The following is a 24,573-nucleotide window of genomic DNA, read 5'->3' as shown; positions in this document are numbered from 1 at the left end:
TCGTCCCGCAATGTCACTCTCAGACACCGTCTCCAAGATCGACCGGCTGAGCGACGAACAGCGCGACTGCATCGAGAACTGCAACGAGGCCGCCGAGGTCTGCGAGTGGTGCGCCGACGAGTGCCTCGGCGACCCGGACATGGAGGAGTGCGCGCGACTCTGTCGCGACGTGGCCGACCTCGCGTCGCTGCACGCGCGGTTCATGGCCCGCGGCTCCGACAGCAGCAGCCAGCTCGCCGAGGCGTGCGCAGACGCCTGCGAGGCGTGTGCCGACGAGTGCGAACAGCACGACGCCAACCACTGTCAGGTCTGCGCCGACGTGCTCCGCGAGTGCGCGGAGTCCTGCCGGAACATGGCCGGCGCCTGATCGGCGTCGCGCCGACTGTCGCGCACTCACCGCGGACGTCGCTCGGCGGCCGACGCCCGGTCGTACCCCTCCTACCCGTTCTCCGCTTTCCCCAGTTCTCGCACCTGCCGAAGGGTTATACAGCCACGCGTGGTACTTGATAGCATGAGTCTCTACGAGACGATCCTCTTGCCGACAGACGGGTCGGCGGGGATCGAACGGGTGATCGAACACGCGGGGGAGCTGGCGCGGGTCCACGACGCGACGATCCGGGCGCTGTACGTTATCGACGCGACGAGCTTCACGGGGCTTCCGATGGAGACGTCCTGGGAGGGGGTCCGGCAGGTGCTCGAATCGGAGGGGGAGACGGCCCTGGAACAGCTGCGACGGGTGGCGCCCGACGACGTGCCGGTGGAGACGACGACGGTCGAGGGGACGCCCAGTACCGAGATCGTCCGCTACACCCGGGACCAGCCCGTCGACGTGGTCGTGATGGGGACCCACGGCCGCGGCGGGATCGACAGGCTCCTCCTCGGGAGCGTCGCCGAGCGCGTCGTCAGAAAGTCGGCCGTTCCGGTGGTGACGGTGCCCGTCGGTGGAGCGGCCGCGGCCGCCGAGACCGAAGAGCCGGCCGAGGCGGAGCCCGCGACCGAACCCGGGGGCGTCCCCGAATCCGAACGCGTCACCGACGCAGACGCGGACCGGACGCCGGGCGTCGAAGGCTCCTGAACGGGAGCCTTACGTCGCCTGCCGATCGATCCGTCTGCCGATCGATCTCAGTCCTCGACGGGTCGCAGATGCTCGCAGTCGCCGGCGGTCACGGTCACCCGTTCGTCGCCGGTGTCGACCACGAGCGCGCCCGGGAACGAAACGTCGACGGCCTCACCGACGACCTCGCCGCCGGGCGTGTCGACGCGCACGCGCTTGCCGAGCGTCGTCGCGTACTCCCGCCAGGCCGGGACGACGGCGTCCAGATCCTCCCGCAGGTCGTCGAACTCCTCCAGCACGCGCTGAGTGAACACCCGACGGTCGACGTCCCCGGTCTCCGCGCGAAGCGTCGTCGGCTCGGCCTCGCTCGGGAGGTCGCCGGGATCGACGTTGGCGTTGATCCCCGTCCCGACGATCACCCACGAGACGCGGTCGGCCTCGCCTTCCATCTCGGTCAGGACGCCGGCCAGTTTCCGCTCGACCGCCTCGCCGTCGGCGTCGGTCCCCGGGACGACGACGTCGTTCGGCCACTTGATCCGGGCGTCGACGCCGGCCTCCCGTGCAGCCCGGGCGACGGCGACCGCGGCGGCGAGCGTGTACGCCGGCGCGTGTGTGGCGGGGATGTCCGGCCGTGCGAGGACGCTGAGCCAGATCCCGCCGCTCGGCGAGGACCACTCGCGGTCGAGCCGGCCCCGGCCGCCCGTCTGCTCGTCCGCGAGGACGACCACGTCGTCGGCGCCCTCCTGTGCGAGGTCGCGCGCTCGGGCGTTCGTGCTCGGGATCGACTCGTGAAACTCCACGTCGAAGGGCGCCTCCAGACCGTACTCCACGGCCGACCCGCCGAACTCCGGGAACTCGTCGATGGCGTAGCCGTCGCTGCCGCTCTCGACGTCGAACCCCTCGTCGCGGAGCGCCTCGACGTGCTTCCAGACAGCCGCCCGCGAGACGTCCAGTCGCTCGGCCAGTTCCGGCCCGGTAACCGGCCCGTCTACGAGCGCGTCGAGGACGCGCTCTCGCGTCTCCTGCATGGCTCCGCGTAGCCAGCGGTCGGACGTAAGTGGTCCGGAGCGCGTCGGTCGTCACCCCCGATGGAACCGACACTCAGTCGATCTCGCCGACGCGCACCGCGTGATCCTCCGCGGCAGACGTCGCCGTAGCGGGCGCTGGCGTGGCTGTCGAGGACGAACTGGCCGTGCCCTTCGGTCCCGACGGCGTCGAGATGGGCTTCGGTACGTCGGCATCACCGATCTGGGTGCCCACGTACTATAGTTCATTTATCAATAACGCCCGTTAACTATATCTTGTTGACTGGAAAAGGTGACACTAATGGGGGACCCATCGGTCGCTGACGTTCTCGATATCTATAACAGGAGGAGAGAACTGCTGTGTCTGGTCTGTGCGGGGACGCTCGACAAGCGGGCGATAGAGCGACAGGTCGACTGCTCGCGGCCGACGGTAGACCGCTCGTTCAGGGAGCTAGAGGAACTCGGCGTGCTGCGGTCGTCCGGGACGGCGCACGAGCTGACGGCCTTCGGTCAGCTGTTCTGCCGCGAGTTCACGCGGACGCGGGCGGGGCTCACTACGATCACCGAGCTGAGCGACGTGCTGTCGGTCCTCCCGCGGGACTCGCCGATCGACATGCGACTGCTGAAGGGCGCGACCGCGCATCGGGCGGAAGAACACGCCCCGCAGGAGCCGTTTCTGGACGTGGTCGAGGCCGCGGCGGACGCGACGGAGATACGGGGGTATTCGAGCACGGTGCTGCCCTCGTACGTCGACGCGTTTTACTCGCTCGTCGTCGACCGAGAGATGCCCGCCACGCTCGTGTTCACCGCCGACGTCGTGGAGACGCTCGAAGCGAACTACCCCGACCGCTTCGCGGACCTGACGGAAGCGGCCCATACCACGGTGTACGAGACGACGACGACCGAGATGTACGGGCTCCTCGTGGGCGACGACGTCGTCGCCGTCCCGGTCGGGGACGGCGGCGGGAGCCTCGAAGGCGTCATCGTGAACGACACCGCCGCCGCGCTGGCCTGGGCCGAGGCGTGTTTCGACGGCCTCGTCGACGCCGCCGACACCACGGAGATCTGACCGTCCGCACGGTCACTCTCCCGCAACCTCCGGCACATCTCCGACGGGGATACCGAGGACGTGCTCGGCGCCCTCGGCCACGTCCCTGGCGACCAGCGCCGCGCCCTGGGCCGACGTGTACGGCTCCGCGAACCGGACCGGGGCGATGTCGACACAGCTCTCGTACACCCGCCGCCCGAGCGGGACGGGCCGCTCGCGCCGCATCAGCCGACCGCTCAGGACGATCGCGTCGAGGCCGTCGCTCCCCAGCTCACGGGCGAACGGATACAGCGCGTAGACGTTCAGCATGGTCGACCAGTAGACGCTCTCGAACAGTTCCGGGTCGGAGAGGTCGTGAACTTCGGTCAGGTCCGCACCGCATCGCGGGAGGAGTCCGCACTGCATGAACACGTCGTCGAAGTCCGTCTCGACGCCTCGGCGGACCGCCTCGGGGTCGGGCCAGCCGTGGACCGGACCGACCCAGTGGAAAAAGCCCCGCAGGCGGCCGTCGCAGACGAGCCCCGCCATGCAGGAGGAGCTCGCACACGCCCAGACGAAAGTGTCCGCCGCGTCGAACTCGGCCCGGAACCGCTCCAGCGCGCACCGCATGGACGCGACCTTGTCCGGCCCGGCCAGCGCCGAGTAGTGTTTGAAGAACCCGTGGAGCGTGTCGAGGTCGCGATGGACGCCGGGGAGGACGACGGTCGGGACGTCGGAGTCGCGCACCCGGTCGAAGACGGTCGCTCCGGCGCCGGTGCCGTAGTCCAGCCCCACGAGGTCGGTGACGCCCCTGTTCGGGACGTGGTCGATCCCCTCGATCTCGTCGATCGCGTCGCCGAACGCGTAGGTCACCGTCGCCAGCGAGATCCGCGTGAGCCCGACACGGTCGTTTAGTTCGTGCAGGACCGCCTCGGCAGACTCGACGTTCCGACGGTCGATTCGGAACGCGGTCGTCAGTTCGCCGCCGTCGTCGACTGCGGCGATCTTGATCCCCGTCGTCGAGTGGTCTATGCCGACGTACATTGCACTGTCTCCGTCGGGTTCCCGGCCGACTCCCATCGGTTGAGTCGCGGCCCGACGAGCCGACGGGAACCCCTACGAGCAGTTATTCTACCAACAGGTAAATTGTTATTAGTGATCTATATGCCATTTATCGGCGCTGCGTCTGGTAAGGGGACCATTCCGCGGACGGCACTAGAGCGACGACGCGACGGCGTCCCGGCCGTAAGTACGGTGAAACGGGCGAAGGCGCCAGTTTCCGGCGGGCGGAACGGGCGGTTTCGACCGCCAGCGGCCGCCAGACCCACGTACCGCCCGAACCGCCTCCGGTCCGGGAGTAACGGATCGCTTTGCCCGGAATAATCAAACGGTGAACGACGTTCAGTTCTTAATACTATCTGTATGGGGTGTGTTACCGTTCGTAGGGGGACGGAGAGTTCGCCAGCCGACTGCGGCGAGGCGTAGACGCGTCCCTCGTCAAACGATGACAGTACGAAACAACGGATGCGATACGGATCCGAACCCCGGTGGGGTCGGCGGTTTCGCGCTCGGTCCGGAACAGCTAGTCTGTGGCCTCCTCAAGGCGATATCGGGGCCCGGTCGATTGCGACAGATGCTCCTCGTCGTCGCGCTGTGGGCGCTCTATCGCGGCCGCGAGTGGTTGGTGCTCGCGGCGGTGGTGGGCCTGATCCTCTCGGCGTCCTCGCGATTAGCCGTCCGCGTCACGTTGTCGCTGCTGCGACGCAGGCGGTGTCCCCAGGGGCGGCCACCGCGAGCGAGCGACTGTCCCTGCGACTGCGGAGCGGCGGACTCGGACCCGGAGAGCCCGAGAACCTCGACCCGACCCGCAGACGGCTCGAGACGGCAACGAGCGGGCACGAGTCCGCTCGCGGTGTTCTATATCGAGGGGGACTTCGACGACGTAGCGACGTCCGCTTCGGGGAGGAGACGCCGCCCACCGGAGGCTGACGACGAGTGATACCGGCTGACGCCCGCTCGACCGACTCGCCGCGGCCGCGTCTGCAACCGCAGTTTCGGGTCGCCTACGAACAAAGTCGAGACCCGCGTTCACCGGTGTGTTACTACCGGTGTCGCTCCGTTCGGTCAGGGGGATGACGACGATCCTCGCGGTCGACCGCGACGACACCGTCGACGTCAACCCGCCGGCCGACCGAGAGGCGGTCCCGCTGGCGTGGCTCAGGGCGTTCGACGACGGCGACGCGGTCGAAGTGTGGGCGATCGGGAACCAGCGACTCCGCTACGAAGCGGGCGTCCCAGGCGTCCCGGAACTGCTCGCCGAACTCGGCGTCAGCCGGGTCCGATCGCGGATACTCGCGGGCATGATGCGGATCGAGTGGCACCTCCACGGATACCCCGGACTCCGGACGATGTTCGCGGCGACCGCCCCGCGCGTCGACTCGGGGATGATGCCCACGCGCGACGAGCGACTCCGGCTGCTCACCGACCTCCGCGACGGCGCGGCGGCGTACGTCGTCGTCGACGACGTCGACCGCTCGCACGTCGACGGCTGGACCCACTACTACCCGTGGGAGTTCGTCGAGGCAGTCAGGGATGGAACAGTGGTGTTCGACGTCGACGTCGGCGCCGACGGCTGGTCCGGAGACATTCGGCGGTTCCGTCGCCCGACGCAGCGCTAATCGATCACGAACATGGTGTCGCCCATGTCGACGGACTCGCCCTCGCTGACCTCGACGTGGGTGACGGTGCCGGCGCTCTCGGCGACGATGTCGTTCTCCATCTTCATCGCTTCGAGGACGCAGAGCACGTCTCCCGCGGCGACCTCGTCGCCCTCGGCGACGTTGACCTCCAGGATGGTGCCCTGCATCTCCGCGGCGACCTCCTGGCCCTCGGCGGAGACGCCGCCGGAGTCGCCGCCGCTCGACCCGCCGCCACCGCCCGGCTGGGGGCGCTGGGCCTGGCCGCCGCCCCCGGCCCCGTCGCCGCCGGTCGGGATCGCCGGCGCGCCGCGCTCTTCGAGGTCGACCTCGAAGCGCTTGCCGTTGACCTCGACGGTGAACTCCCGCTCGACGACCTCCTCGTCGCCGTCGCCGCTCGGTTCCGTCTCGGTGCCCCACTTCTCCTGGGCGGCGTCGATGCGCTCCGGGTCGATGTCGTCGTCGAGGTACTTCGTGGTGTGTCTCCCTTCGAGGAACGGCTCGTCGGTGAGCATCATGCGGTGGAAGGGGATGATCGTCGGGAACCCCTCGATAGTGTAGTCGGCGAGCGCGCGCTTGCCGCGGGCGATACACTCCGCCCGGTCCTCGCCGTGGGTGATGAGCTTCGCGACCATCGAGTCGTAGTCGGTGACGAGGTCGTCGCCCTGCCGCTGGGCGTCGTCGACCCTGACGCCGATACCGCCCGGCGGGTCGTAGACCTCGTACTCGCCGCCCGTGGCGGGGGCGAAGTCGTTCGCGGCGTTCTCGGCGTTGATCCGGAACTCCATCGCGTGCCCCTCCAGCTCGACGTCGCCCTGCTCGAAGGTCAGCTCCTCGCCGGCGGCAACGCGGATCTGCCACTTCACGAGGTCGATGTCCGTCAGCTCCTCCGTGACGGTGTGTTCGACCTGGATGCGCGTGTTGACTTCGAGGAAGAAGAAGTCCGTGCCGGCGTCGAGCAGCCCCTCCTCGTTGCGGTCCTCGTCCTCGACGAGGAACTCGAACGTGCCGGCGTTGTAGTAGTCGCCGGCGTCGGCGCCCCGGCGAGCGGCCTCGCGGATCTGCTCGCGCAACTCGTCGGTCAGCGCGGGGCTGGGACCCTCTTCGATGACCTTCTGCTGGCGCCGCTGGAGCGAGCAGTCCCGTTCGCCGACGTGGCGGACGTTGCCGTGTTTGTCGGCGATGATTTGCACCTCGACGTGGCGAGCGTTGTCGAGGAACCGCTCCAGATACACCGACGCGTTCGAGAAGTACGCCTCTCCCTCTCGCTGGGCGGTATCGAGGGCCTCCTCGGCGTCCTCGGCGCTCTCGACGACTTCCTGACCCATGCCGCCGCCCCCGCCCTCGGCCTTGATGAGGACGGGAAAGCCGTGTTCCTCGCCGAACTCGACCACCTGTTCGGGGTCCTCGACGGACTCGGTAGTACCGGGGACGATGGGCACGTCGGCCTCCTGCATCACCTGGCGGGCGTGGGTCTTCTCGCCCAGCCGTTCCATCGCCTCGCTGGCGGGGCCGATCCAGGTGATCCCCTCGGTCTCCTCGACGCGGGCGGCGAAGTCGGCGTTCTCGGCCATGAACCCGTAGCCGGGGTGGACGGCGTCGGCGTCGGCCTTCTTCGCGGCCTCGATGACGGCCTCCCCGTCGTTGTAGGAGTCGGCTGCGCGGGCGGGGCCGACGTTGTACGCCTCGTCGGCGTAGCGGACGTGGCCGGCGTGCTTGTCGGCCTCGCTGTAGACGGCGACCGTCCCGACGCCGAGCTCCTCGCAGGCGCGCATGACGCGGACGGCGATCTCGCCGCGGTTCGCGACGAGGACCTTCTCGAACATATCACTCTGTACCGAGCGTCGCCCTTTAAATCTAATCGGAGTCGCCGGTTCGATCCGCGGGAGCGCCCGGTCTCCCCGCCCGGACGGACCCGGCCCGATCGTCGATGACGAATTCTGCCCGTCGACGGCCTGATCCGTACGTTTTCGACCGATCTGATTGTTGGTGTTAAGTCTCTCCGGCCCCGAGTCTCTCTATGAACAGTCCTCACTGGACAGCGACGGGTGAGTCGTTCGAACCGGCCGACAGCGAGGCCGTCGACCCCGACGACTACGAGACGGTCGAGCGGCGAGTACTGGTGATCGGCGCCGGCGCCGCCGGCGCGCGGACGGCCATCGAACTGGTCGAACAGGGCGTCGATCCCGAGGCCCTGCTCGTCGTCGGCAAGCGAGGCCACGGCGACGCGCACACGACGTGGGCCCGCGGCGGCGTCAACGGCGCGCTCGGGACGCTCGACCCCGAGGACGACTGGACGATCCACGCCGCGGACACGCTGAACGAGGGCCACCACGTCAACGACCCCGGGAAGGTCGAGACGGTCACGAAGCGGATGCCCGCCCTCCTCCGGGAACTCGACGAGTGGGGGATGGCCTTCAGTCGGACGCCCGACGGCGAGATCGACCAGCGGTACTTCGGCGCCCAGTCGTTCCGGCGGACGGCCTTCGCCGGTGACCACACCGGCGAGTCGATGCTCGACACGCTCGTCGAGCGCGCGCAGGCACTCGAGATCCCCTATCGCGAGAACCTGTTCGTCTCCGACCTGATCACCGACGGCGACCGGGTACTGGGCGCCGCGGCCGTCGACATCGACACCGGCGAGTTCGTCGCCGTCGACGCGGAGATCGTCGTGCTCGCGGCGGGCGGGTACACCGCCCTCTACAGCCGCCACTCCTCGCGCGACGACGAGAACACCGGCGACGGCCCGGCGCTGGCCTATCGCGCCGGCGCGGACCTGCTCGACGTGGAGTTCGTCCAGTTCCACCCGACCGGGATGGTCGGGAACCGGTACGGCGACGAGTGGGACGGCCGCCTCGTCACCGAGGCGGTCCGCGGCGAGGGCGGACGGCTGTACAACAGCGGGGTCTCCGCGAGCGACGCGAGCGGAGGCTCGGGAGAGCGGAGATCTCCCGGTGGTGAACGGTTCATGGAGCGCTATTCGCCCGACCAGATGGAACTCGACGCCCGCGACGTGGTCGCTCGCGCCATCGCGAAGGAGATCGCGGAGGGTCGCGGCACTGACAGCGGCGGCGTCTACCTCGACATCTCCCACCGAGATCGCGACTTCATCGAGGAGCGGCTCCCGCGGATGCACGAGCGCTTCGCCGACCTGGGCGTCGACATGGCCGAGGAACCGGTCGAGGTTGCGCCGACGGCCCACTACGGGATGGGCGGCGTCGTCGTCGACGATGCGGGCGAGACGGTGGTCGACGGCCTCTACGCCATCGGGGAGACGATGGCGGGCGTCCACGGCGCTAACCGCCTCGGCGGCAACTCCCTCGCCGAGACGCTCGCCTTCGGGGAGGTGACGGGCCAGGCGGTCGCCGACCGGCTCGCGGCCGACGGGGACGGCGCCGGGAGGGACGAGCGGACGGACGCGTTGCACGCCCGCGCCGGCGCGCACTTCGGGGATCTGGCTGCGCTGTCGGGACGCGACGGGACCCACGACCCAGAGGCGCTGCTGGACGACGTGCGCGACCTGCTCTGGACCCACGCCGGGATCCTCCGCGACGGCGAGGGGCTGCGCGAGGCGCTCGACGAACTGGTGGGGGTCCGCGACCGCGCGTCGAATCTGGCGGTCGGCGACCGGACGGACCGCTCGTTCGAGTTCGCGCTCGACCTGGGGTTCGCGCTGACCGTCGCGGAGGCGGTCCTGCGCGGCGCGCTCGAACGCGAGGAGTCCCGGGGGGCGCACTTCCGCACCGACTACCCCGAAACCGACCCCGCGTGGCGCCGCTCGGTCGTGATCGGCCGCGACAGCGTCGGCGCGATGCGAGTCGACACGGCGCCCGTCGGCACGCCGAGCGAGGCGGTACAGGACGCGCTCGACGCCGGCTACGAACTGGACTACCACCAGCTCGAATAGCCGGCGGACCCGCGGCGGCGAGTCGCCCCACCGGCGAACCGGCCGACCGGGAAAACGGTTATGCGGTTCCTGGGCGTCGACCTACCAGTGAGCGATAGCGAACGCCTCGCGCGCACTGACGACGGGCTGGCGCAGGTGCTCGACGCCGAGGGACGTGTCCGCGACGGGGCGACCGTCCCTGACCTGCCGGACGAGACGCTCGTCGACATGTACGCGCAGATGCGGTTGGCCCGCCACCTCGACGAGCGGGCCGTCTCGCTCCAGCGGCAGGGTCGGCTGGGGACGTACCCGCCGCTGGCCGGACAAGAAGGCGCCCAGATCGGATCGACGCACGCCCTGCGCGACGACGACTGGATCCTCGACCAGTACCGCGAACACGGCGCCGTCGTCGCCCGCGGCATCGAACCGGAGTACCTACTGTACTGGAAGGGCCACGAGGTCGGCAACGCGTGGCTCGCCTCCCGCAGCATCTTCCCCCTCAACATCTCCATCGCGAGTCACCTGCCCCACGCCACGGGCATGGCGTGGGCCGCCCGATTGCAGGGCGACGACCGCGTCGTCTGCTGTCACTTCGGCGACGGCGCCACGAGCGAGGGCGACTTCCACGAGGCGCTCAACTTCGCTGGCGTCTTCGACGCCCCGGCGATATTCTTCTGCAACAACAACCAGTACGCCATCTCGGTGCCCCGCGAGCGCCAGACGGCCAGCGCGACCATCGCCGAGAAGGCCGACGCCTACGGCTTCGAGGGCGTCCGCGTCGACGGGATGGACCCGCTCGCGGTGTATCAGGTGACGAAGACGGCCGTCGAGAAGGCCCGCGATCCGGGCGAGGACGAACTGCGTCCCACGCTGATCGAAGCGGAGATGTATCGCTACGGCGCGCACACGACCGCCGACGACCCGACGAAGTACCGCGACGACGCCGAAGTCGAGCGGTGGAAAGAGCGGGACCCGATCCCCCGGATGGAAGCGTTCCTCCGCGAGCGCGGGCTGCTAGACGACGAGCGAGTCGACGCCATCGGGGAGCGCAATCGCGAGCGCGTGGCAGCCCTGATCGAGGGCGCGGAGGCGTACGAACCCGACGTGGACGAGTGGTTCGAACACGCCTACGCGGAGCAGACGCCGCGAGTCCGCGAATCGCAAGCGTCCCTCCGGGACCTGCGGGAGCGCCACGGCGACGACGCGCTCCTGCGCGACGAGTAAGCGGCGCGTAGTCCGCGTCTGTCCGTCGCTGTCCGGTTCGGGGACCGTTCCGGGCCCTGTTTCGACCCGGCCCCGAAGCCCTTACTCGACCGGATACGGCGGGTTACTCGGAACCGCCGACTGCCTACCCTGTCGAAACGGGTGTATAGCTAAACCCGGCGGGTCCCACGCAACGCGTATGGCATATCAGGTCGAATGCAGCCAGAACGACGACTTCATGATCAAATCCGAGGACGAACAGGAAGTCATCGAGCACGTCAAAGAACACGCCGAGGAGAAACACGACATGGATCTGAGCGACGACGAGGCCCGCGACATGATCCAGCAGGCGTCCTGACCGCCGGAGCCGACTTCTTTTCGCGGTCCGCGCTGCCGTAGCGGCGGCACCAACGGTTTTGTGTGCCGGCGTGCCAGCGGACGATATGGATACACAGGTAGCTTCGCGGCCGGTGGCGGTAGCGGCGGTGGTCGGGTGACGGGCGTCTACGAGCGCGCGCTGGGGTCGGCGGCCGACGACCTCCATCCGAAGGTCCGGGACCGCTACGGGCTCGGACCTGGGGACGCGTACGCGACGGTGGGACGAGGGCGGATGGACATCACCCGCGGGACGCTCGCGCTCCCCGTGCTCTACGCGATGCCGCTGCGGAACCTCCTCTTCCCGGAGTCGGGGACCGACGTGCCGTTCTCGGTGACCACGGTCGGCTTCCGCGACCCGGCGGGCTACGAGGCGCTGACGACCCGCCGCGAGTTCGATTTCGACGGGCGGGTCCGTCGGTTCGACTCGCTGACGGTCTGGGACGACCAGCGCGAGCGCCTGTTCGACTTCCTCGGGACGGGCGGCCACGTCGTCTCGGAACTCCACCCGCGCGTCGAGGACGGCGCGCTGGTCGTCGAGGGCGGCAAGCAGTGGACGAGGGTCGGCGGGTGCTACCTGCCGACGCCCGGCCCGCTGGCGGTCGACGTGACCGTCCGGGACCGCTACGACGAGGCCGACGAGCACTTTTCCGTCACCGCCACCGTCGAGAGCGGACTTGCCGGGCACATCCTCGGCTATCGCGGTTCGTTCACCCAGGGGCGACGAGAGATGGAAGTCGTCCCCGACGATCTGAAGCCGACGACCGGAATCGATCCGCTCCCGCCATGAGCGACGGGGCCGGCGGCGCGCACGGGGCCGAGACGAGCGCCGCGATCGGAGACGCCGGGGGCACAGCGGCCCCGGTCCCGTCGATTCGCGGCGTCCCAGTCACGGACGTCAGCGCGGTCGCCGGCGGGGCGCTGTGGACCCTGGCTGTGGTCGCGGGCGACCTCTCGCCGGTCGAGCAGGCGCTCGCAATCGCGCCGCTCGTCGTCGTGCCGCTCGGGATCGGCCTGGCCGCGGAGCGGGGGTTCGACGGGACTCCGGGAGCGCTCCTCGCACTCGCGGCGGTGACCCAACCGGCAACGGCCCCGCTCGTGCTGGTGTCGCTGGTGGCGTCCTCGGAACTCATCGCGACGCTCGCTGCGGCGGCCTGGGTCCCGGTGACCGGACTGTTGGGGCTCGCGAGTCTCGTCCGCGTCAGGGAGCGCGGGTTCGCGTCGATCGATCTGTCCGAGACGCTCGTCGATGCCGGGCTGGCGTACACCGTCGTCGCCGCTGTCGCACTCGTGCTCTTCCACCGCGGGATCACCTTCTGGTTCGACCCCGTCATCGTCCTCCTCACCGCCGTTCACTTCCACTTCGCGGGGTTCGCGCTCCCGGTCCTCGCGGGCGTCACGGGCCGACACCTCGACGGCTTCGAGGGGCTTGCCCGGTCGATAGCGGGCGTGATCCTCGTCGGCCCTGCGATTATCGCGGTCGGTATCTCCTTCTCGCCGCTCGTCGAGATCCTCGCCGTGAGCGTGTTCACGCTCGCCGTCGCCGCGTTCGGCCTGCTCGTGCTCGTGCGCGCCGTCCCGTCGCTCGACGTGCTTCCGGCCGCACTCGTGGGGCTCTCGGCGCTCGCGCTCCCGGCGTCGATGGTGCTGGCGCTCGGCTACGGCGTCGCGGCGTTCAGTGGGACGAACCCGCTGGGACTGAGCATCGGGAGGATGGTGTCGCTCCACGGGTCGCTGAACGCCTACGGGTTCGCGCTCTGCGGCGTCCTCGGGTGGCGAGTGGCGAACGGATCGACGCAGGGCTAAAAATCGGTCCCGCAGCCGTCAGAGGGGAATGTTCCCGTGCTTCCGGTCGGGGTGGTCCTTGCGTTTGGTCTCCAGCGTTTCGAGGTCGCCGATGAGCCGCGAGCGCGTCTCCGGCGGTTCGATGACGTCGTCGACGAACCCGCGCTCGGCGGCGGTGTACGGGTTGGCGAACGCGTCGCGATACTCGTCGATGAGTTCCTGCCGTTTCTCCTCGACCTGCTCGGCGGCGTCGAGTTCGTCGTCGTAGAGGACGTTGACGGCCCCTTCCGGACCCATGACCGCGATTTCGGCGGTGGGCCAGGCGTAGTTGACGTCGCTCCCGACGTGCTTCGAGGACATCACGTCGTAGGCGCCGCCGTAGGCCTTCCGGGTGATGACGGTCATGAGCGGCACGGTGGCCTCCGAGTATGCGTACAGCAGTTTCGCGCCGTGTTTGATGATGCCGCCCTTCTCCTGGTCTTTGCCGGGCATGAACCCGGGAACGTCGACGAACGTGAGCAGGGGGATGTTGAACGCGTCGCAGAAGCGGACGAATCGCGACCCCTTCAGTGAGGAGTCGATGTCGAGCGTGCCGGCGTTGACCCGCGGCTGGTTGGCGACGACGCCGACGGGGCGCCCGTCGAGGCGGGCGAAGCCGGTGAGGAGGTTCCGCGCGTAGCGCTCGGCCACCTCGAAGAACGAGTCCTCGTCGACGACGCCTGCGATCACCTCGTGCATGTCGTAGGGCTTTTGCGGGGCCTGCGGCACGACCTCACGAAGTTCCTCGTCGGCGCGGTCGGGGTCGTCCCACGGTTCGACGCGGGGCGGGTCCTCGGCGTTGTTGGCGGGCAGATACGAGAGGAGGTAGCGGATGTCGTCCAGCGCCTCCTCCTCGGCGGCGGGCGCGAAGTGTGCGACGCCCGAGTCGCCGGTGTGGGTCGCCGCGCCGCCGAGTTCGTCGAAGGAGACCTCCTCGCCGGTGACCGTCTCGATGACGTCGGGACCGGTGATGAACATGTGGCTGGTCTCCTCGACCATGAAGATGAAGTCCGTGATTGCGGGGGAGTAGACCGCGCCGCCGGCGCAGGGGCCCATGATGGCCGATATCTGCGGGACGACGCCCGAGGCCAGTTGGTTGCGGTGGAAGATGTCGGCGTAGCCCGCGAGCGCGTCGACCCCCTCCTGGATGCGCGCCCCCGCGGAGTCGTTGAGCCCGACGATGGGCGCGCCGGTCTCCATGGCCTTGTCCATGACCTTGCAGACCTTCTGGGCGAACGCCTCGCCGAGCGAACCGCCCATGACGGTGAAGTCGTGGGCGAAGACGAAGACGGTGCGACCGTCGACCTCGCCGTAGCCGGTGACGACGCCGTCGCCCGGGAACGACTGCTCTTCCATGTCGAAGTTGGTCGAGCGGTGCTCGCGGAGCGCGTCGATCTCGACGAAGGTGTCGTCGTCGAGGAAGTAGTCGATCCGCTCGCGGGCGGTCTTCTTGCCCCGGTCGTGCTGGGCTTCGATGCGCTCTTGTCCGCCGCCCTCGCGGGCGCGGTCCTTGCGCTCGCGCAGGTCTTCGATGTCTTCCTCGTGGGTCACGCCGGCCCACCTCGATCCGGTGTGAACTGCTGCCGATCACGGGTCCCTGCGGTCATTGGGGGGACATCGGCAGTCCGGGAGAAAAGCGTTTCCCGACGGGGTGCGGGCGACTTCGACGGGGACGCGACCGTCAGTCGGCCATCGATTCGAGCTTCGACAGGATCTTCGCGTAGGTGTCCGGCGCGCAGTACCATCCTTCCTCGACCATCGCGTCGATCGCAGACCGCGCTTCGCCGGCGCTGATAACGCTGTCCGCGACGAGCGACAGGACCAGATAGGCGGTCCCGCGAGTCGCGATCCCCTCGGTCGATGCGACGTCTCGGCCGTACGTCTCGTCCATCACGGCGACGCCGTCGCGCGCGTCGGCACAGGCGAGCACCGCGGCGTCCGCCTCGCTCAGTTTCGGATTCTCCCGAATCCGGGACCGAAGTGGCGTGTCGGCGACGGAGACGACGTCGAGGACATCGGCTTCGACCGCGGCCTCGATCCGGCGCGCGTCCGGATACCCCTCTTCGATCCCCGTTTCGACGACTTCCGCGTGGACGGGATCGGGCAGGACGCACCGACCGTCGACGTCGTCGACGAGACCGAGACGATCGACCTTCGCGAGATAGATGAGCGGTGTGGCGTCGAACACCCACATTCAGAGGTCCCCGAGGTCGTCTTCGAGGTGGTCGCCGTCGACCCACGTGACGTCGCGCTCCTCGGCGAGCCGGAGGAAGTCCCAGACTGACATCTCCGCCTGTTCGGCCGCGGCGCTGACCGTAATCGTCCCCGCGTCGAGCTGTTCGATCGCCCGGTCGCGGCGCCACTCCTCCAGTCCGTCGGCGAGGAGTTTCCGGACGGCCGTGCTCCGATCGAGCTTCTCTTGGTCGAGATACGCCTCCAGTTCGGCCTCCAGGTCGTCCGGCACCCGCGCGGATATCGTTCCCATGTTGTTTACATTGTACGCGATGTATACAACTCTTCCGTCGGCGTTCGGGAGGCGCGGGTCGGTCTCCGTCTTTCGAGCCTGACGGGCGTGTCACTCGCTGTGCGGCCGTGGCGGACGGGACAGAGGGGACGGCGAAAACCGGCGGAGTTTAGACGCCGCCGCCACTTCGGCCGGACGTGAAGAACGTCACGGCACGCCAGTCGAACCCCTTCGGCTTCTCGCCGCCGTGTGAACCGTTCGTCGCCGGCTACGGCGACGCGAACGCCGACTTCCACGTCGTCGGCGACCACCCTGGCGTCCACGGCGGGGCCGAATCGGGCTACCCGTTCACGGAGTTCGAGGCAAGCCAGCGACTGCAGCGCGCCCTCGCCGAGGGCGGCCTGCTCGCAGAGACGGGCGAACCGCCCGTCGTCGAGAAAACCTTCTTCTCGTACCTCTACCCGTGCGTCCCGGAGGGCGTCCCGAGCGAGCGCGACTACGCCGACCTGGAGAACATCTTCGACTCGGAGATCCGCGCGATCACCGCCCACGTCCTCCTGCCGGTCGGCGAGCGCGCGGCGCGCCACGTCTTCGCGAACATGAGCGCTCGCCCGCCCGAAGACGTCGACATGGAGACCCAGCACGCGACCGAAATTCCCGGCAGCGGGTGGCTCATCGTCCCGGTCAAGGACCCCGCCCAGTGGTCTGACGCCGACGAGGATGCCCTGGTCGAGGTGCTGGCCGAACTCCGGCGGCGCGACTACGTCCGCCGGGCGGACCTGGGCCGATTTTTACCCGACGACGACCCGTACATGGTGCGGTAGCGAGGCGGCCGACGAAGCCGCCAGCGGACCCGGTCGGTCAGAACGGCGCGAAGAAGGCGGCGTCCTCGACCAGGAAGAGCGTCCGGAAACCGAGCCAGAGCGTCGTGAGGATCCCGACGAGGACGACCGTCCGGGTCGTCCAGAGCCACGCCGTCGCCAGTCCGTCCGAGCCGGGGCTCCCCTCGCGGAGTTCCGCGACCGCGTCACGCCTGAGGACCCAGCCGACGAACACGACGACGAACAGCACGGACAGCGGCAACAGCAGGTTGTACGCCAGCGCGTCGAACCAGACGAACCACGCCGAGAAGCCGCCCGGATCGCCGGTGTCGAGCGCCGACGGGAGCCCGAGGGCGAAGAGGATCGCCCCGGAACCGGCGGCGAGCGTCGGCCGCGACAGCTCGGAGTTGTCGGTGGCGTAGGAGACGGCGACTTCGAGCAGGCTGATCGCGGAGGACAGCGCCGCCAGCGCGACGACGCCGAAGAAGACGACCCCGAGGAGTCGACCGGCGGGGAGCGCCGCGAACGCCGAGGCCATCGCCTCGAACAGCGCCGTCGGGCCGCTGGTCGCCGGGTCTATCCCCTCGGCGAAGAGGATCGGGAACACGACCACGCCGGCGAGGACGCCGATGAGCGTGTTCGAGACGACGATGACGCCGCCGTCGACGGGGAGGCTGTCGTCCTCACCGACGTAGGAGGCGTAGGTGACCATGATCCCCATCCCCAGCGAGAGGGTGAAGAAGGCCTGGCCGACGGCGTCGGGGATGACCGTCCACGCGTTGTCGACGAGCGAGCTCACGTCGGGCGAGAGGAAGTACGCGAGGCCGTCGGCGGCGCCGCCGAGCGTCAGCGCCCAGGCGGCGAGCGCGAGCATGAGGACGACGATCGACGGGACCATGACTTTCGTCGCCTTCTCGATGCCGTCCTCGATCCCCATCGCGACGATACCGACGGCGATCGCGAGGAAGAGCAGTTGCGCGGCGACCGCCTCGGGACCGGACGCGATCGCCGAGAGGTACGCGTCGGGGTCGTCGAAGTACGCGCCGGTGGCGCTACCGACGACGTATCGGAGGACCCAGCCGCCGACGACGTTGTAGTACGAGAGGATCCAAAAGCCCGTGACCAGCGCCATCGCGCCGACGACCTTCCAGCGCGGGCCGCCCATGTCGTCGAAGGCGTCGACGACGTTCCGATGGGTCCCCCGACCGATCACGAACTCGGCGAGCAGCGCCGGGAACCCGATCAACACCACGGCGATCAGGTAGAAGATAACGAACGCCGCGCCGCCGTTCGCGGCCGTCTTGAAGGGGAACTGCCAGAGGTTCCCCAGGCCGACTGCGCTCCCGATTGCAGCGACGAGGAACCCGACTCTCGTCGCCCACGTCTCTCGTTCGACCATCTCTACCGATGCTCCGTGAGTGTCGTTCAAAATAGCTACGGCCACAGACGCTAAGTCGTCTCCCAGCGACAGGAGAGACGCAATGCCCTCCCTACTGGAACGACTGCTCGGCGACGACGATACCGACGAAGGCGTCGACCTGCAGGAGCGCGAAGACGACGCCCACGAGGCGCTACAGAACCGGATCACGCCCGAGACGTACGGCATCGACGACTGCGCGGTGACCGGCGTCGCGGTCGTCAACGAAGGCCCCGACGAGGAGCCCATCGTCGTGCCCATCGCTCGCTTCTCGCTCGGCGAGGACGTCGAGTCGCCGGACTACGACCTCGTCTGGGAACTCGCGGGCGAGGCGATCCGCGCGATGGCCCCCGCCTTCGAGGGGGTGTTCGTCCGCCACTACGACGTGCAGTTCACCTTCGACGGCGACGAGCTGTTCGAGGCCGAGGAGTGTCGACGGATCGCCGTCACGCCGGACCTGGCCGACCGACTCGTCACCGAGACGGGCTGGGACGTAGCGGATTTCAAGTCGGCGATGCTGGGGGCCGACGACATCGACGACCAGATCGCGCCGGTCGCGTGGGGCGAGTGCGTGGACTACAGCAGGAACGACAACGCGGCGGTGGTGACGGGCTCGGCGGCCGCGATGGCCGGCGCGAGCGCCGCCGGTGCGAGCTGTGCGGGCGCCGGCGCGGCGGGTGGGGCGGGCGGTTGCTGAGCGGCGACTCCCCGCGGTTTCTTCGAGCCGCTACGCCTCGCCGTACACCGGCACGGCCGCGCCGCTGGTGACCGAGGCGGCGTCCGAGCAGAGGTACATGATCGTCTCGGCGATGTCGGACGGGTCGACCCATTTCTCGTGGTCGGAGTCCGGCATCATCTCGCGGTTCATCGGCGTGTCGATGACGCTCGGCATGACCGCGTTGGCGCGCACCTCGCCCGGGTTCTCCTCCGCGATGGTCTCGGTGAGGATGCGAACGCCTGCTTTCGACGCGCGGTAGATCCCGTCGCCCTCGCCCCCCTCCAGCGAGGAGCGCGCGGAGACGCTGACGATGGCGCCCTGTCCGGCGAGGTCGGACTCGCGGAGATGGGGGATCGCGTGTTTGGAGGCGAGGAACATCGTCTTGAGGTTCACGTCCAGCAGGAAGTCGAATGTCTTCGCCTCGGTCTCGTCGATGGGCGTCCCGCCGCGCCAGGTGCCGGCGATGTTGGCGAGGGCGTCTAGACCGCCGTGGTCGTCGACGACGGACTCTATGGTCTCGGCCACGTCGTCCTCGTCGGTGAAGTCACCCTGGTAGAAGTCGACGCGGTCCGTGTCGAGTTCGAAGTCTTCGTTGTCGGGGCCGATGAGGTCGGCGCCGCAGACCGTCGCGCCCGCGTCGGCGAAGGCGTCACAGACGGCGCTGCCGAGCGTCCCCCCGGCGCCGGTCACGAGCACCACGCTGTCTCCGAAGTCGAAGTCGGCTGACATGGTTGTGGGTTCGAGTGGAACCAGGTTAAAAGTACGTCGGCGGTCGACGGGGCAAAGCCTACCCGCGATCCAAGCGAACGACCCGTCGTGAACTGCATCGCCCATCGCGGCTTCTGCGGCGTCAATCCCGAGAACACCGTCCCCGCGGTCGAGGACGCGGCGTCGCGCGCGGACGCCGTCGAGGTCGACGTGCGCATCTGCGGCTCCGGCGACCTCGTCGTCTGCCACGACGAGACCGTCGACCGGACGACCGACGGAAGTGGTCCCGTGTCCGCCCACACCGCCGCGGAACTCGCCGCGCTGTCGGTCGAGGGCTCCGGGGCCGGCGTGCCGACCTTCGAGGAGGTCGTCGAGGCAATCCCCGACGGCGTGACCCTCCACGCCGAACTGAAAGAGCGCGGGACCGGCGAGGGCGTCGAGCGACTGGTCGCTGGCACGGGCTGTGACACCGTCGTCTCGTCGTTCGATCCCGAGGCCGTTTCCGAGGTCGAAGGGCTGCCGACCGCGATCGCCGTCTGGGAGGGCGAGGGGGCCGTCGAGCGCGCGACGGAACTGGGTTGTTCGTTCCTGCACGCGAATCTCGACGCGTGTACGTCGGATTTGGCTGAGCGAGCACACGACGCGGGCCTCGGTGTGAACGGATGGACCGTGCGTGAGTCCGGTGAGACCGACGCGCTCCGCGAGGCCGGCGTCGACGGCGTGATGACGGACTTTCCGGAGTACTGTCCGTCCGAGGATTGATCTGTACGCTGGGTTTCGGTTGTTCTCCGGTCCGGGGCGGTAGTTGACGCGGCCGCTCCGGTTTCCCCTCTACCCGGTGTTCCAGCCGGAACGGACAACAGGCGATGAAAACCCTCGGCGCGCTCGCTAGAAGTCGAAGCAACCGCAGGAAACAACAGGTGATGAAAGCCCTCGGCCCGCTCGCGGCCGCTGGGCGGGATATCCTCGATCGCTATCGCTCCCTCGGATAGTGCCCGCCCAGCGACTCCGTTCGCTTCGCTCACCGCGAGCCCGCCTCGCCCTTTCAGTCCACCAGGAACCGCACCGCACAGCACCGCGCCTCACGCCTCCCCAACCGATTCCCTCGGTCGCTTCGCTCCCTCAGTCATCCCTCGCGCGACGCCGCCTCGCGATGAAACGCTCGGCGGCGCGCGCCACAGCAGTCAGCTGTTCAACCGGAGGTCACAGACTCGCGAGGTTCTGCCGGAGTTTGATGGTGGCGGTCATCAGGGCGGTGGCGGTCATGATGACGAAGACGACCTGGACGTGCACGACGACGACGCGGTCGAGGCCGGCGATGGTCGCCAGGTCGACGGCGGGGACGAGCGTCGCGAAGGCCATGACGGGCAGGAGGTGGCGGAGCAGCGAGTCGATCATCGTCCCCTGAACCATCGCCGCGGCGGTCTGGCGACGGCCGAACCAGAAGCCGTACCCGGCGATGACGAGCGCGCCGACGCTCTGGAGCGCGAGCAGCGGGCGGACGACGCCCACGACTGCGACGCCGAAGACGACTGCGGCGACGACGCCGACGAAGGCGACCTCGACGAGGCGGCGGCCGGCGAACCCGTTCGACCGGTCCGCGGCGCTAGACGAGAGGGCGGCGTTAAAGTAGATCTCGCGGACGGAGAGCGCGAGCAGGAGGACGACGGCCAGCATGACCCCGTTCTTGTACGGCGTGCGGATCGAGGAGACGATCTCGAGGACGCCGACGACGCCGTAGAGCGCGGCGACGACGCCGACGGAGAGGAGATACTCCCAGAGGACGCGCTGGGCGGCCATCTCCGTCGCGCGGACGTTCAGGTAGGCGTAGGCGCCGAAGCGGGCGGCGACGACGGTGAGCAGGACGAGGCCGACGAAAGCGATGAACGTCAGGTTCGGGTCGTCGGCGACGAGGGACAGGCCGAACGTCAGGTCACCCGCCATCGGCGTCGATCCCCTCCAGTTCCCGACGGAAGTGCGTGACCGTTTCGTAGCGGGTGAGCTTCCGGGTCGCCATGGCCTTCCGGACGACGCGGTCGAGGCCGTCCGGCAACTCGGGGTCGACCTCGCCGGGCACCGGCGTCCGGTCAGCGAGGACGCCGGTCCTGATCTCTTCCGGTCGGCCGACGAAGGGCGCCTCGCCGGTGGCGAGGCGGTAGAGGAGCGCACCGAGGGCGTACACGTCGGTCGCGTGGTCGACGCGGCCGAAACGGTCGTCGTAGTGCTCGGGCGCGGCGTACCGCGGGTCGACGACGTTCGCGAGGCCGCGGTGGGCCGCGTAGGCGCGACCGAGACCGAACGCCGTCACGCGAGGTCGCTGCCGCTGCGACGCCGACAGCGTCGCGCCCGGATACCGGATCGTTTCCGGATCGAGCGCGCCGTGGACGACGCCCCGCCGGTGGGCGTGGGCGACCGCATCGGCGACCTCCATCGCGTTCGCGACCGCCTCGTCGGGCGCGAAGGCGTCGCACTCGGGGAGCGCCGATTCGGTGTGTTCGAGCGCGGCCCACGGACGCGGCCGGATGGCCCAGTCGTGAACGGTCAGGACCGACTCGTGGTCGTCGACGCCGGCCCACGATCCCAGCGCGCTGCGGATCGACCGGGCGAACGCCGCGGCGTCGCCGTCGGGAACGCGGAACACGATCAGCGCGAGCGCCGTCTCCGCGTCGTCGACGGTCCCGACGGCGCGGTAGCGGTCGCCGAAGCGCTCGCGGCGGCGCTCCGTGAGCACGTTCAGGTCGTCGAACCGACTCCGATCGATCACGGCGGCGAGTCGCTTTGCCACGAGCGACAGCGCCCCCCGGGTCAGTTCTCGCCCGTCTCCGCTCTCGTCGGCAGCGCCTTCACCGTCGGAATCGGCGTCGCCTCCATCGGCGTCTCTGTCTCCGTCTGCTCCCGCTGGGTCTTCGTCGGCCTCGCGGTCGACTGTGGCCGGTGTGCCTTCGTCGTCCCCGGTCGAACGGTCGGTGTACACCTGCCTGGGGTCCGCGTCAGCGTCGCCGCCGGCCACGTCGGTTCTGCCGATGTCGCGGTTACCCGGCGTCGGCTGGAGGGATTCGCTGCGGGCGAAGCCCCCGCCCGACTGGGAGAGGTACTGGCGCGCCCAGAACTCCGCCTCGTCGGCGAGGTCGGTGACCGCCTCGTCGACCGCTTTCGGGTCGCGGGCGGCGAGGTAATCGAGGGCGTGTGGGACTTCCACCGGTGGGTCGTCGTCCAGACGGTCGACCAGTCGTCTGACGACCGGCTCCAGGAGGTGGGGCGAGGACTCGACGACGAGGCAGAGCGCGAGCGCCGCGCGGAGCCGTCGCGCTCGGTCCGCGGCGTCGAGCGAGCCCAGCAGGTACGGCAACCGATCGGGCCCACGCTCCGGGTTGGCGACGACGGCGAGCAGCGGGTCGCGCTCGCCCCCGTCGCCGGCGTCTCTGTCCGCTGTCATCGTCGTGATTCGCCGCGCCGGCGGGTCCTCGCGGCGTCTCTCGAATATGTGACGATATTCCGTAATGACTGTTTGGGTCGGGGAACGGAGCGGGGGCGGCCGAGATTCCGTCGCGTCCGCCGGGACGCTTTTCCCGTCGCCGACGTACGTCCGTGGTATGTCCGTTCAGAAATGCGTGCGGCCGGCTCGGTCGGCCAGACCGGGTGCACGCGCCGGTCCCCGGCGGTGGTCCCGATGCTGACGAAAGCCATCGAGTCCGTGAAGGTGTTCGCAGACAACAAACCCTCGCTTGCGGACCTCGCGCGCGGCCGACGCCGCCGGTTCGACGACGTCGAGTGCGTCTTGCCCTCCCGCGTCGTCGCCGACGAACCGCTGTCGGCGACGGTGTCGGTCTGGGACGAGTACCTCCGCCTGCTCCCGGAGTACGACGGCGCGTTCACGATCGAGAGCACCGACCCCGACGCGATCCACCCCGACCGGCTCAACTTCGGCCTCACCGACGAGGCCGTCGCCGAGCAGGAAGGGATCGCCTTCGAGACGCCGGGCGTCCAGTACCTCGTGCTGACCGACGAGAGCGGTCGTCGCTTCGTCAGCAACCCGGTGCAGGTGTTCGAGTCCGAACCCGAGTACCGGCTGTACTGGGGCGATATCCACCTGCACTCGCAGTTCTCCGACGGCGCCGGGTCGATGAGCAAGGGCTTCGAGTTCGGCCGCGACGTGATGGATCTCGACGTGGTGGCCTACACCGACCACGACACGATGGGGTTTTTCATCCCGCCAAAGCTCCAGCGTCGCCGGATGCACGGGGGGTACTTCGAGGACATGAAGACCGTCACGAAGCGCTACCACGACCCCGGCGAGTTCGTGACGCTGTTCGGCTACGAGTGGACGAAACAGCCGAACATGGGCGGGCACATCAACGTCTACTTCGACGGCGTCGACGACGCCGAACTGTTCGACTCGCTCGACACCGATACGAACCGATACGAGAAGCTCTTCCGCCGCCTGCAGGCGTGGCGCGAGGAGAGCGACGGCGACGCCCTCGCCATCCCGCACCACCCCGCGGAAGCGATGTACCCCTTCGACTTCTCGAACGTGGACTACGACGACGACGTCGCGCCGCTCGTCGAGGTGTACTCCCAGTGGGGGTCCAGCGAGATGCCGCGGGCCGAGGGCAATCCAAAGCCCGTCCAGATGGGCCAGGGCGAGATGGGTGACCCCGGCCACTACGTCCAGGACGCCCACGAACTCGGCTACCGCGTCGGCATGATGGGGTCGTCTGACTTCCACGCGCCCCGCCCCGGCCGCTCGCACATTCACCTGCCGCCCCATCTCCCCTCGCTCTCGGACATCTGGGAGGACGGTGTCGGCTGGGGGCACATCTGGCGCATCTGGGAGGAGGGGAGCTACCCCGGTGGGTTGACCGGCTTCTACGCGTCAGACCTCTCCCGCGAGAGCGTCTTCGAGAGCCTGCGCTCGCGGCGCGTCTACGCGACCAGCCAGCCCAACCGAACCCTCGTCGAGTTCGCGGTCGACGGAGTCGCGGTCGGCGAGAACGACAGCACCGTCACCGCCGACGGCGACCGCACGGTCGAGTGGCTGGTCGCCGGCACCGCACCGGTCGAGCGCGTCACCGTCGTCAAGAACAACGAGGACTGGCACGTCGTCGAAGGCACCGCCGACGAGTCAGCGGGCCTGGACGCCTTCACGGAGTCGGGCGAAGTCGTCGACGACGAGCCGGTTACCGGGATGGCGTGGGACGACCGGCGCGGCAGCGACGCCGACGTCTACTACCTGCGGGTCGAGCAGGCCGACGGCGGGATGTCGTGGGCCGGTCCGATCTGGGCCGAACCCGAGACCTGAGACGGGGACCAGATCTCTCCGCGGCGAGGGAAGCGGTACGCGCGACCGCCGCCGCG

Annotated in this window: 23 protein-coding genes; 13 read left to right on the top strand and 10 right to left on the bottom strand. The window is 69.2% G+C overall.

All coding sequences use genetic code 11. From position 1 onward, the window contains the following. Positions 1-10 precede the first annotated feature (10 nt). Complete coding sequence (locus tag ACMGFH_RS09870; RefSeq protein WP_415382921.1) at positions 11-367, top strand: four-helix bundle copper-binding protein; 357 nt, start codon at positions 11-13, stop codon at positions 365-367. Between the two features lie 144 nt (positions 368-511). After that, a complete protein-coding gene (locus ACMGFH_RS09865) occupies positions 512-1,075 on the top strand; it encodes a universal stress protein (protein WP_415382920.1) in 564 nt (187 codons plus the stop codon). 47 nt (positions 1,076-1,122) lie between these two features. Here the strand turns inward: ACMGFH_RS09865 and ACMGFH_RS09860 are convergent, their stop codons facing one another. After that, a complete protein-coding gene (locus tag ACMGFH_RS09860) occupies positions 1,123-2,082 on the bottom strand; it encodes a biotin--[acetyl-CoA-carboxylase] ligase (protein ID WP_415382919.1) in 960 nt (319 codons plus the stop codon). A 298-nt stretch (positions 2,083-2,380) separates the two neighbouring features. On the opposite strand from ACMGFH_RS09860, the gene ACMGFH_RS09855 reads away from it, so the two are divergent. Then, positions 2,381-3,148, top strand: coding sequence for a helix-turn-helix transcriptional regulator (locus ACMGFH_RS09855; protein ID WP_415382917.1), 768 nt, complete (start codon positions 2,381-2,383; stop codon positions 3,146-3,148). Positions 3,149-3,160: 12 nt separating this feature from the next. Here ACMGFH_RS09855 and ACMGFH_RS09850 read toward each other — a convergent pair whose 3' ends face one another. Then, positions 3,161-4,150 (bottom strand): hypothetical protein, encoded by a 990-nt coding sequence (locus tag ACMGFH_RS09850; RefSeq protein WP_415382916.1) that lies wholly within the window; start codon positions 4,148-4,150, stop codon positions 3,161-3,163. Between the two features lie 1,064 nt (positions 4,151-5,214). Between ACMGFH_RS09850 and ACMGFH_RS09845 the strand changes: the two genes are divergently transcribed. Continuing rightward, complete coding sequence (locus ACMGFH_RS09845; RefSeq protein WP_415382915.1) at positions 5,215-5,784, top strand: hypothetical protein; 570 nt, start codon at positions 5,215-5,217, stop codon at positions 5,782-5,784. On the opposite strand, the gene ACMGFH_RS09840 is transcribed toward ACMGFH_RS09845, so the two are convergent. Next, positions 5,781-7,628: a biotin carboxylase N-terminal domain-containing protein gene (locus tag ACMGFH_RS09840; protein WP_415382914.1), complete on the bottom strand. Its 1,848-nt coding sequence runs from the start codon at positions 7,626-7,628 to the stop codon at positions 5,781-5,783. The genes ACMGFH_RS09845 and ACMGFH_RS09840 overlap by 4 nt on opposite strands. Before the next feature lie 194 nt (positions 7,629-7,822). On the opposite strand from ACMGFH_RS09840, the gene ACMGFH_RS09835 reads away from it, so the two are divergent. The 5 genes from ACMGFH_RS09835 (at position 7,823) to ACMGFH_RS09815 (ending at position 13,072) form a co-directional block, all read left to right on the top strand. Next, a complete protein-coding gene (locus ACMGFH_RS09835; protein WP_415382913.1) occupies positions 7,823-9,709 on the top strand; it encodes an L-aspartate oxidase in 1,887 nt (628 codons plus the stop codon). A 60-nt stretch (positions 9,710-9,769) separates the two neighbouring features. Beyond that, positions 9,770-10,912, top strand: coding sequence for a pyruvate dehydrogenase (acetyl-transferring) E1 component subunit alpha (gene pdhA / locus ACMGFH_RS09830; protein WP_415382912.1), 1,143 nt, complete (start codon positions 9,770-9,772; stop codon positions 10,910-10,912). A gap of 178 nt (positions 10,913-11,090) precedes the next feature. Then, a complete protein-coding gene (locus tag ACMGFH_RS09825) occupies positions 11,091-11,249 on the top strand; it encodes a DUF1059 domain-containing protein (RefSeq protein WP_415382911.1) in 159 nt (52 codons plus the stop codon). A gap of 135 nt (positions 11,250-11,384) precedes the next feature. Further along, a complete protein-coding gene (locus tag ACMGFH_RS09820; protein WP_415382910.1) occupies positions 11,385-12,056 on the top strand; it encodes a DUF4166 domain-containing protein in 672 nt (223 codons plus the stop codon). Next, positions 12,053-13,072 (top strand): YndJ family protein, encoded by a 1,020-nt coding sequence (locus ACMGFH_RS09815; RefSeq protein ID WP_415382909.1) that lies wholly within the window; start codon positions 12,053-12,055, stop codon positions 13,070-13,072. The genes ACMGFH_RS09820 and ACMGFH_RS09815 overlap by 4 nt, the downstream gene beginning before the upstream one ends. Before the next feature lie 18 nt (positions 13,073-13,090). Here the strand turns inward: ACMGFH_RS09815 and ACMGFH_RS09810 are convergent, their stop codons facing one another. The 3 genes from ACMGFH_RS09810 to ACMGFH_RS09800 all read right to left on the bottom strand — a co-directional run bounded on the left by ACMGFH_RS09810 (position 13,091) and on the right by ACMGFH_RS09800 (position 15,575). After that, positions 13,091-14,641 carry an acyl-CoA carboxylase subunit beta gene (locus tag ACMGFH_RS09810; protein WP_415382908.1) on the bottom strand — a complete coding sequence of 517 codons (1,551 nt, stop codon included), beginning with the start codon at positions 14,639-14,641 and terminating at the stop codon, positions 13,091-13,093. A 130-nt stretch (positions 14,642-14,771) separates the two neighbouring features. Beyond that, a complete protein-coding gene (locus ACMGFH_RS09805) occupies positions 14,772-15,284 on the bottom strand; it encodes a DUF3368 domain-containing protein (protein WP_415382907.1) in 513 nt (170 codons plus the stop codon). Next, positions 15,285-15,575, bottom strand: coding sequence for a hypothetical protein (locus tag ACMGFH_RS09800; RefSeq protein ID WP_415382906.1), 291 nt, complete (start codon positions 15,573-15,575; stop codon positions 15,285-15,287). A 176-nt stretch (positions 15,576-15,751) separates the two neighbouring features. Here ACMGFH_RS09800 and ACMGFH_RS09795 point away from each other — a divergent pair, with 176 nt between their 5' ends. Further along, positions 15,752-16,378: a uracil-DNA glycosylase family protein gene (locus ACMGFH_RS09795; RefSeq protein WP_415382905.1), complete on the top strand. Its 627-nt coding sequence runs from the start codon at positions 15,752-15,754 to the stop codon at positions 16,376-16,378. A gap of 37 nt (positions 16,379-16,415) precedes the next feature. Here ACMGFH_RS09795 and ACMGFH_RS09790 read toward each other — a convergent pair whose 3' ends face one another. Continuing rightward, a complete protein-coding gene (locus tag ACMGFH_RS09790; RefSeq protein WP_415382903.1) occupies positions 16,416-17,774 on the bottom strand; it encodes a sodium-dependent transporter in 1,359 nt (452 codons plus the stop codon). 82 nt (positions 17,775-17,856) lie between these two features. On the opposite strand from ACMGFH_RS09790, the gene ACMGFH_RS09785 reads away from it, so the two are divergent. After that, positions 17,857-18,489, top strand: a complete 633-nt coding sequence (locus ACMGFH_RS09785; protein ID WP_415382902.1) for a hypothetical protein — start codon at positions 17,857-17,859, stop codon at positions 18,487-18,489. Positions 18,490-18,519: 30 nt separating this feature from the next. Here ACMGFH_RS09785 and ACMGFH_RS09780 read toward each other — a convergent pair whose 3' ends face one another. After that, positions 18,520-19,239: an SDR family oxidoreductase gene (locus ACMGFH_RS09780; protein ID WP_415382901.1), complete on the bottom strand. Its 720-nt coding sequence runs from the start codon at positions 19,237-19,239 to the stop codon at positions 18,520-18,522. Positions 19,240-19,326: 87 nt separating this feature from the next. Here ACMGFH_RS09780 and ACMGFH_RS09775 point away from each other — a divergent pair, with 87 nt between their 5' ends. Beyond that, the gene (locus ACMGFH_RS09775) at positions 19,327-19,980 is read left to right on the top strand and encodes a glycerophosphodiester phosphodiesterase (protein ID WP_415382900.1); all 654 of its coding nucleotides are present in this window, start codon (positions 19,327-19,329) and stop codon (positions 19,978-19,980) included. Between the two features lie 441 nt (positions 19,981-20,421). Here ACMGFH_RS09775 and ACMGFH_RS09770 read toward each other — a convergent pair whose 3' ends face one another. Next, positions 20,422-21,162, bottom strand: coding sequence for a hypothetical protein (locus ACMGFH_RS09770; protein WP_415382898.1), 741 nt, complete (start codon positions 21,160-21,162; stop codon positions 20,422-20,424). Continuing rightward, positions 21,152-22,654: a protein kinase domain-containing protein gene (locus tag ACMGFH_RS09765; RefSeq protein WP_415382896.1), complete on the bottom strand. Its 1,503-nt coding sequence runs from the start codon at positions 22,652-22,654 to the stop codon at positions 21,152-21,154. The genes ACMGFH_RS09770 and ACMGFH_RS09765 overlap by 11 nt, the downstream gene beginning before the upstream one ends. A 234-nt stretch (positions 22,655-22,888) precedes the next feature. On the opposite strand from ACMGFH_RS09765, the gene ACMGFH_RS09760 reads away from it, so the two are divergent. Then, a complete protein-coding gene (locus tag ACMGFH_RS09760; protein WP_415382894.1) occupies positions 22,889-24,517 on the top strand; it encodes a DUF3604 domain-containing protein in 1,629 nt (542 codons plus the stop codon). Positions 24,518-24,573 lie beyond the last annotated feature (56 nt).

It is taken from the genome of Halosimplex rarum (assembly GCF_047715405.1).
In the GTDB taxonomy this organism is placed as follows: Archaea; Halobacteriota; Halobacteria; order Halobacteriales; family Haloarculaceae; genus Halosimplex; species Halosimplex rarum.
This window is presented reverse-complemented; position numbering and strand designations above follow the sequence as displayed.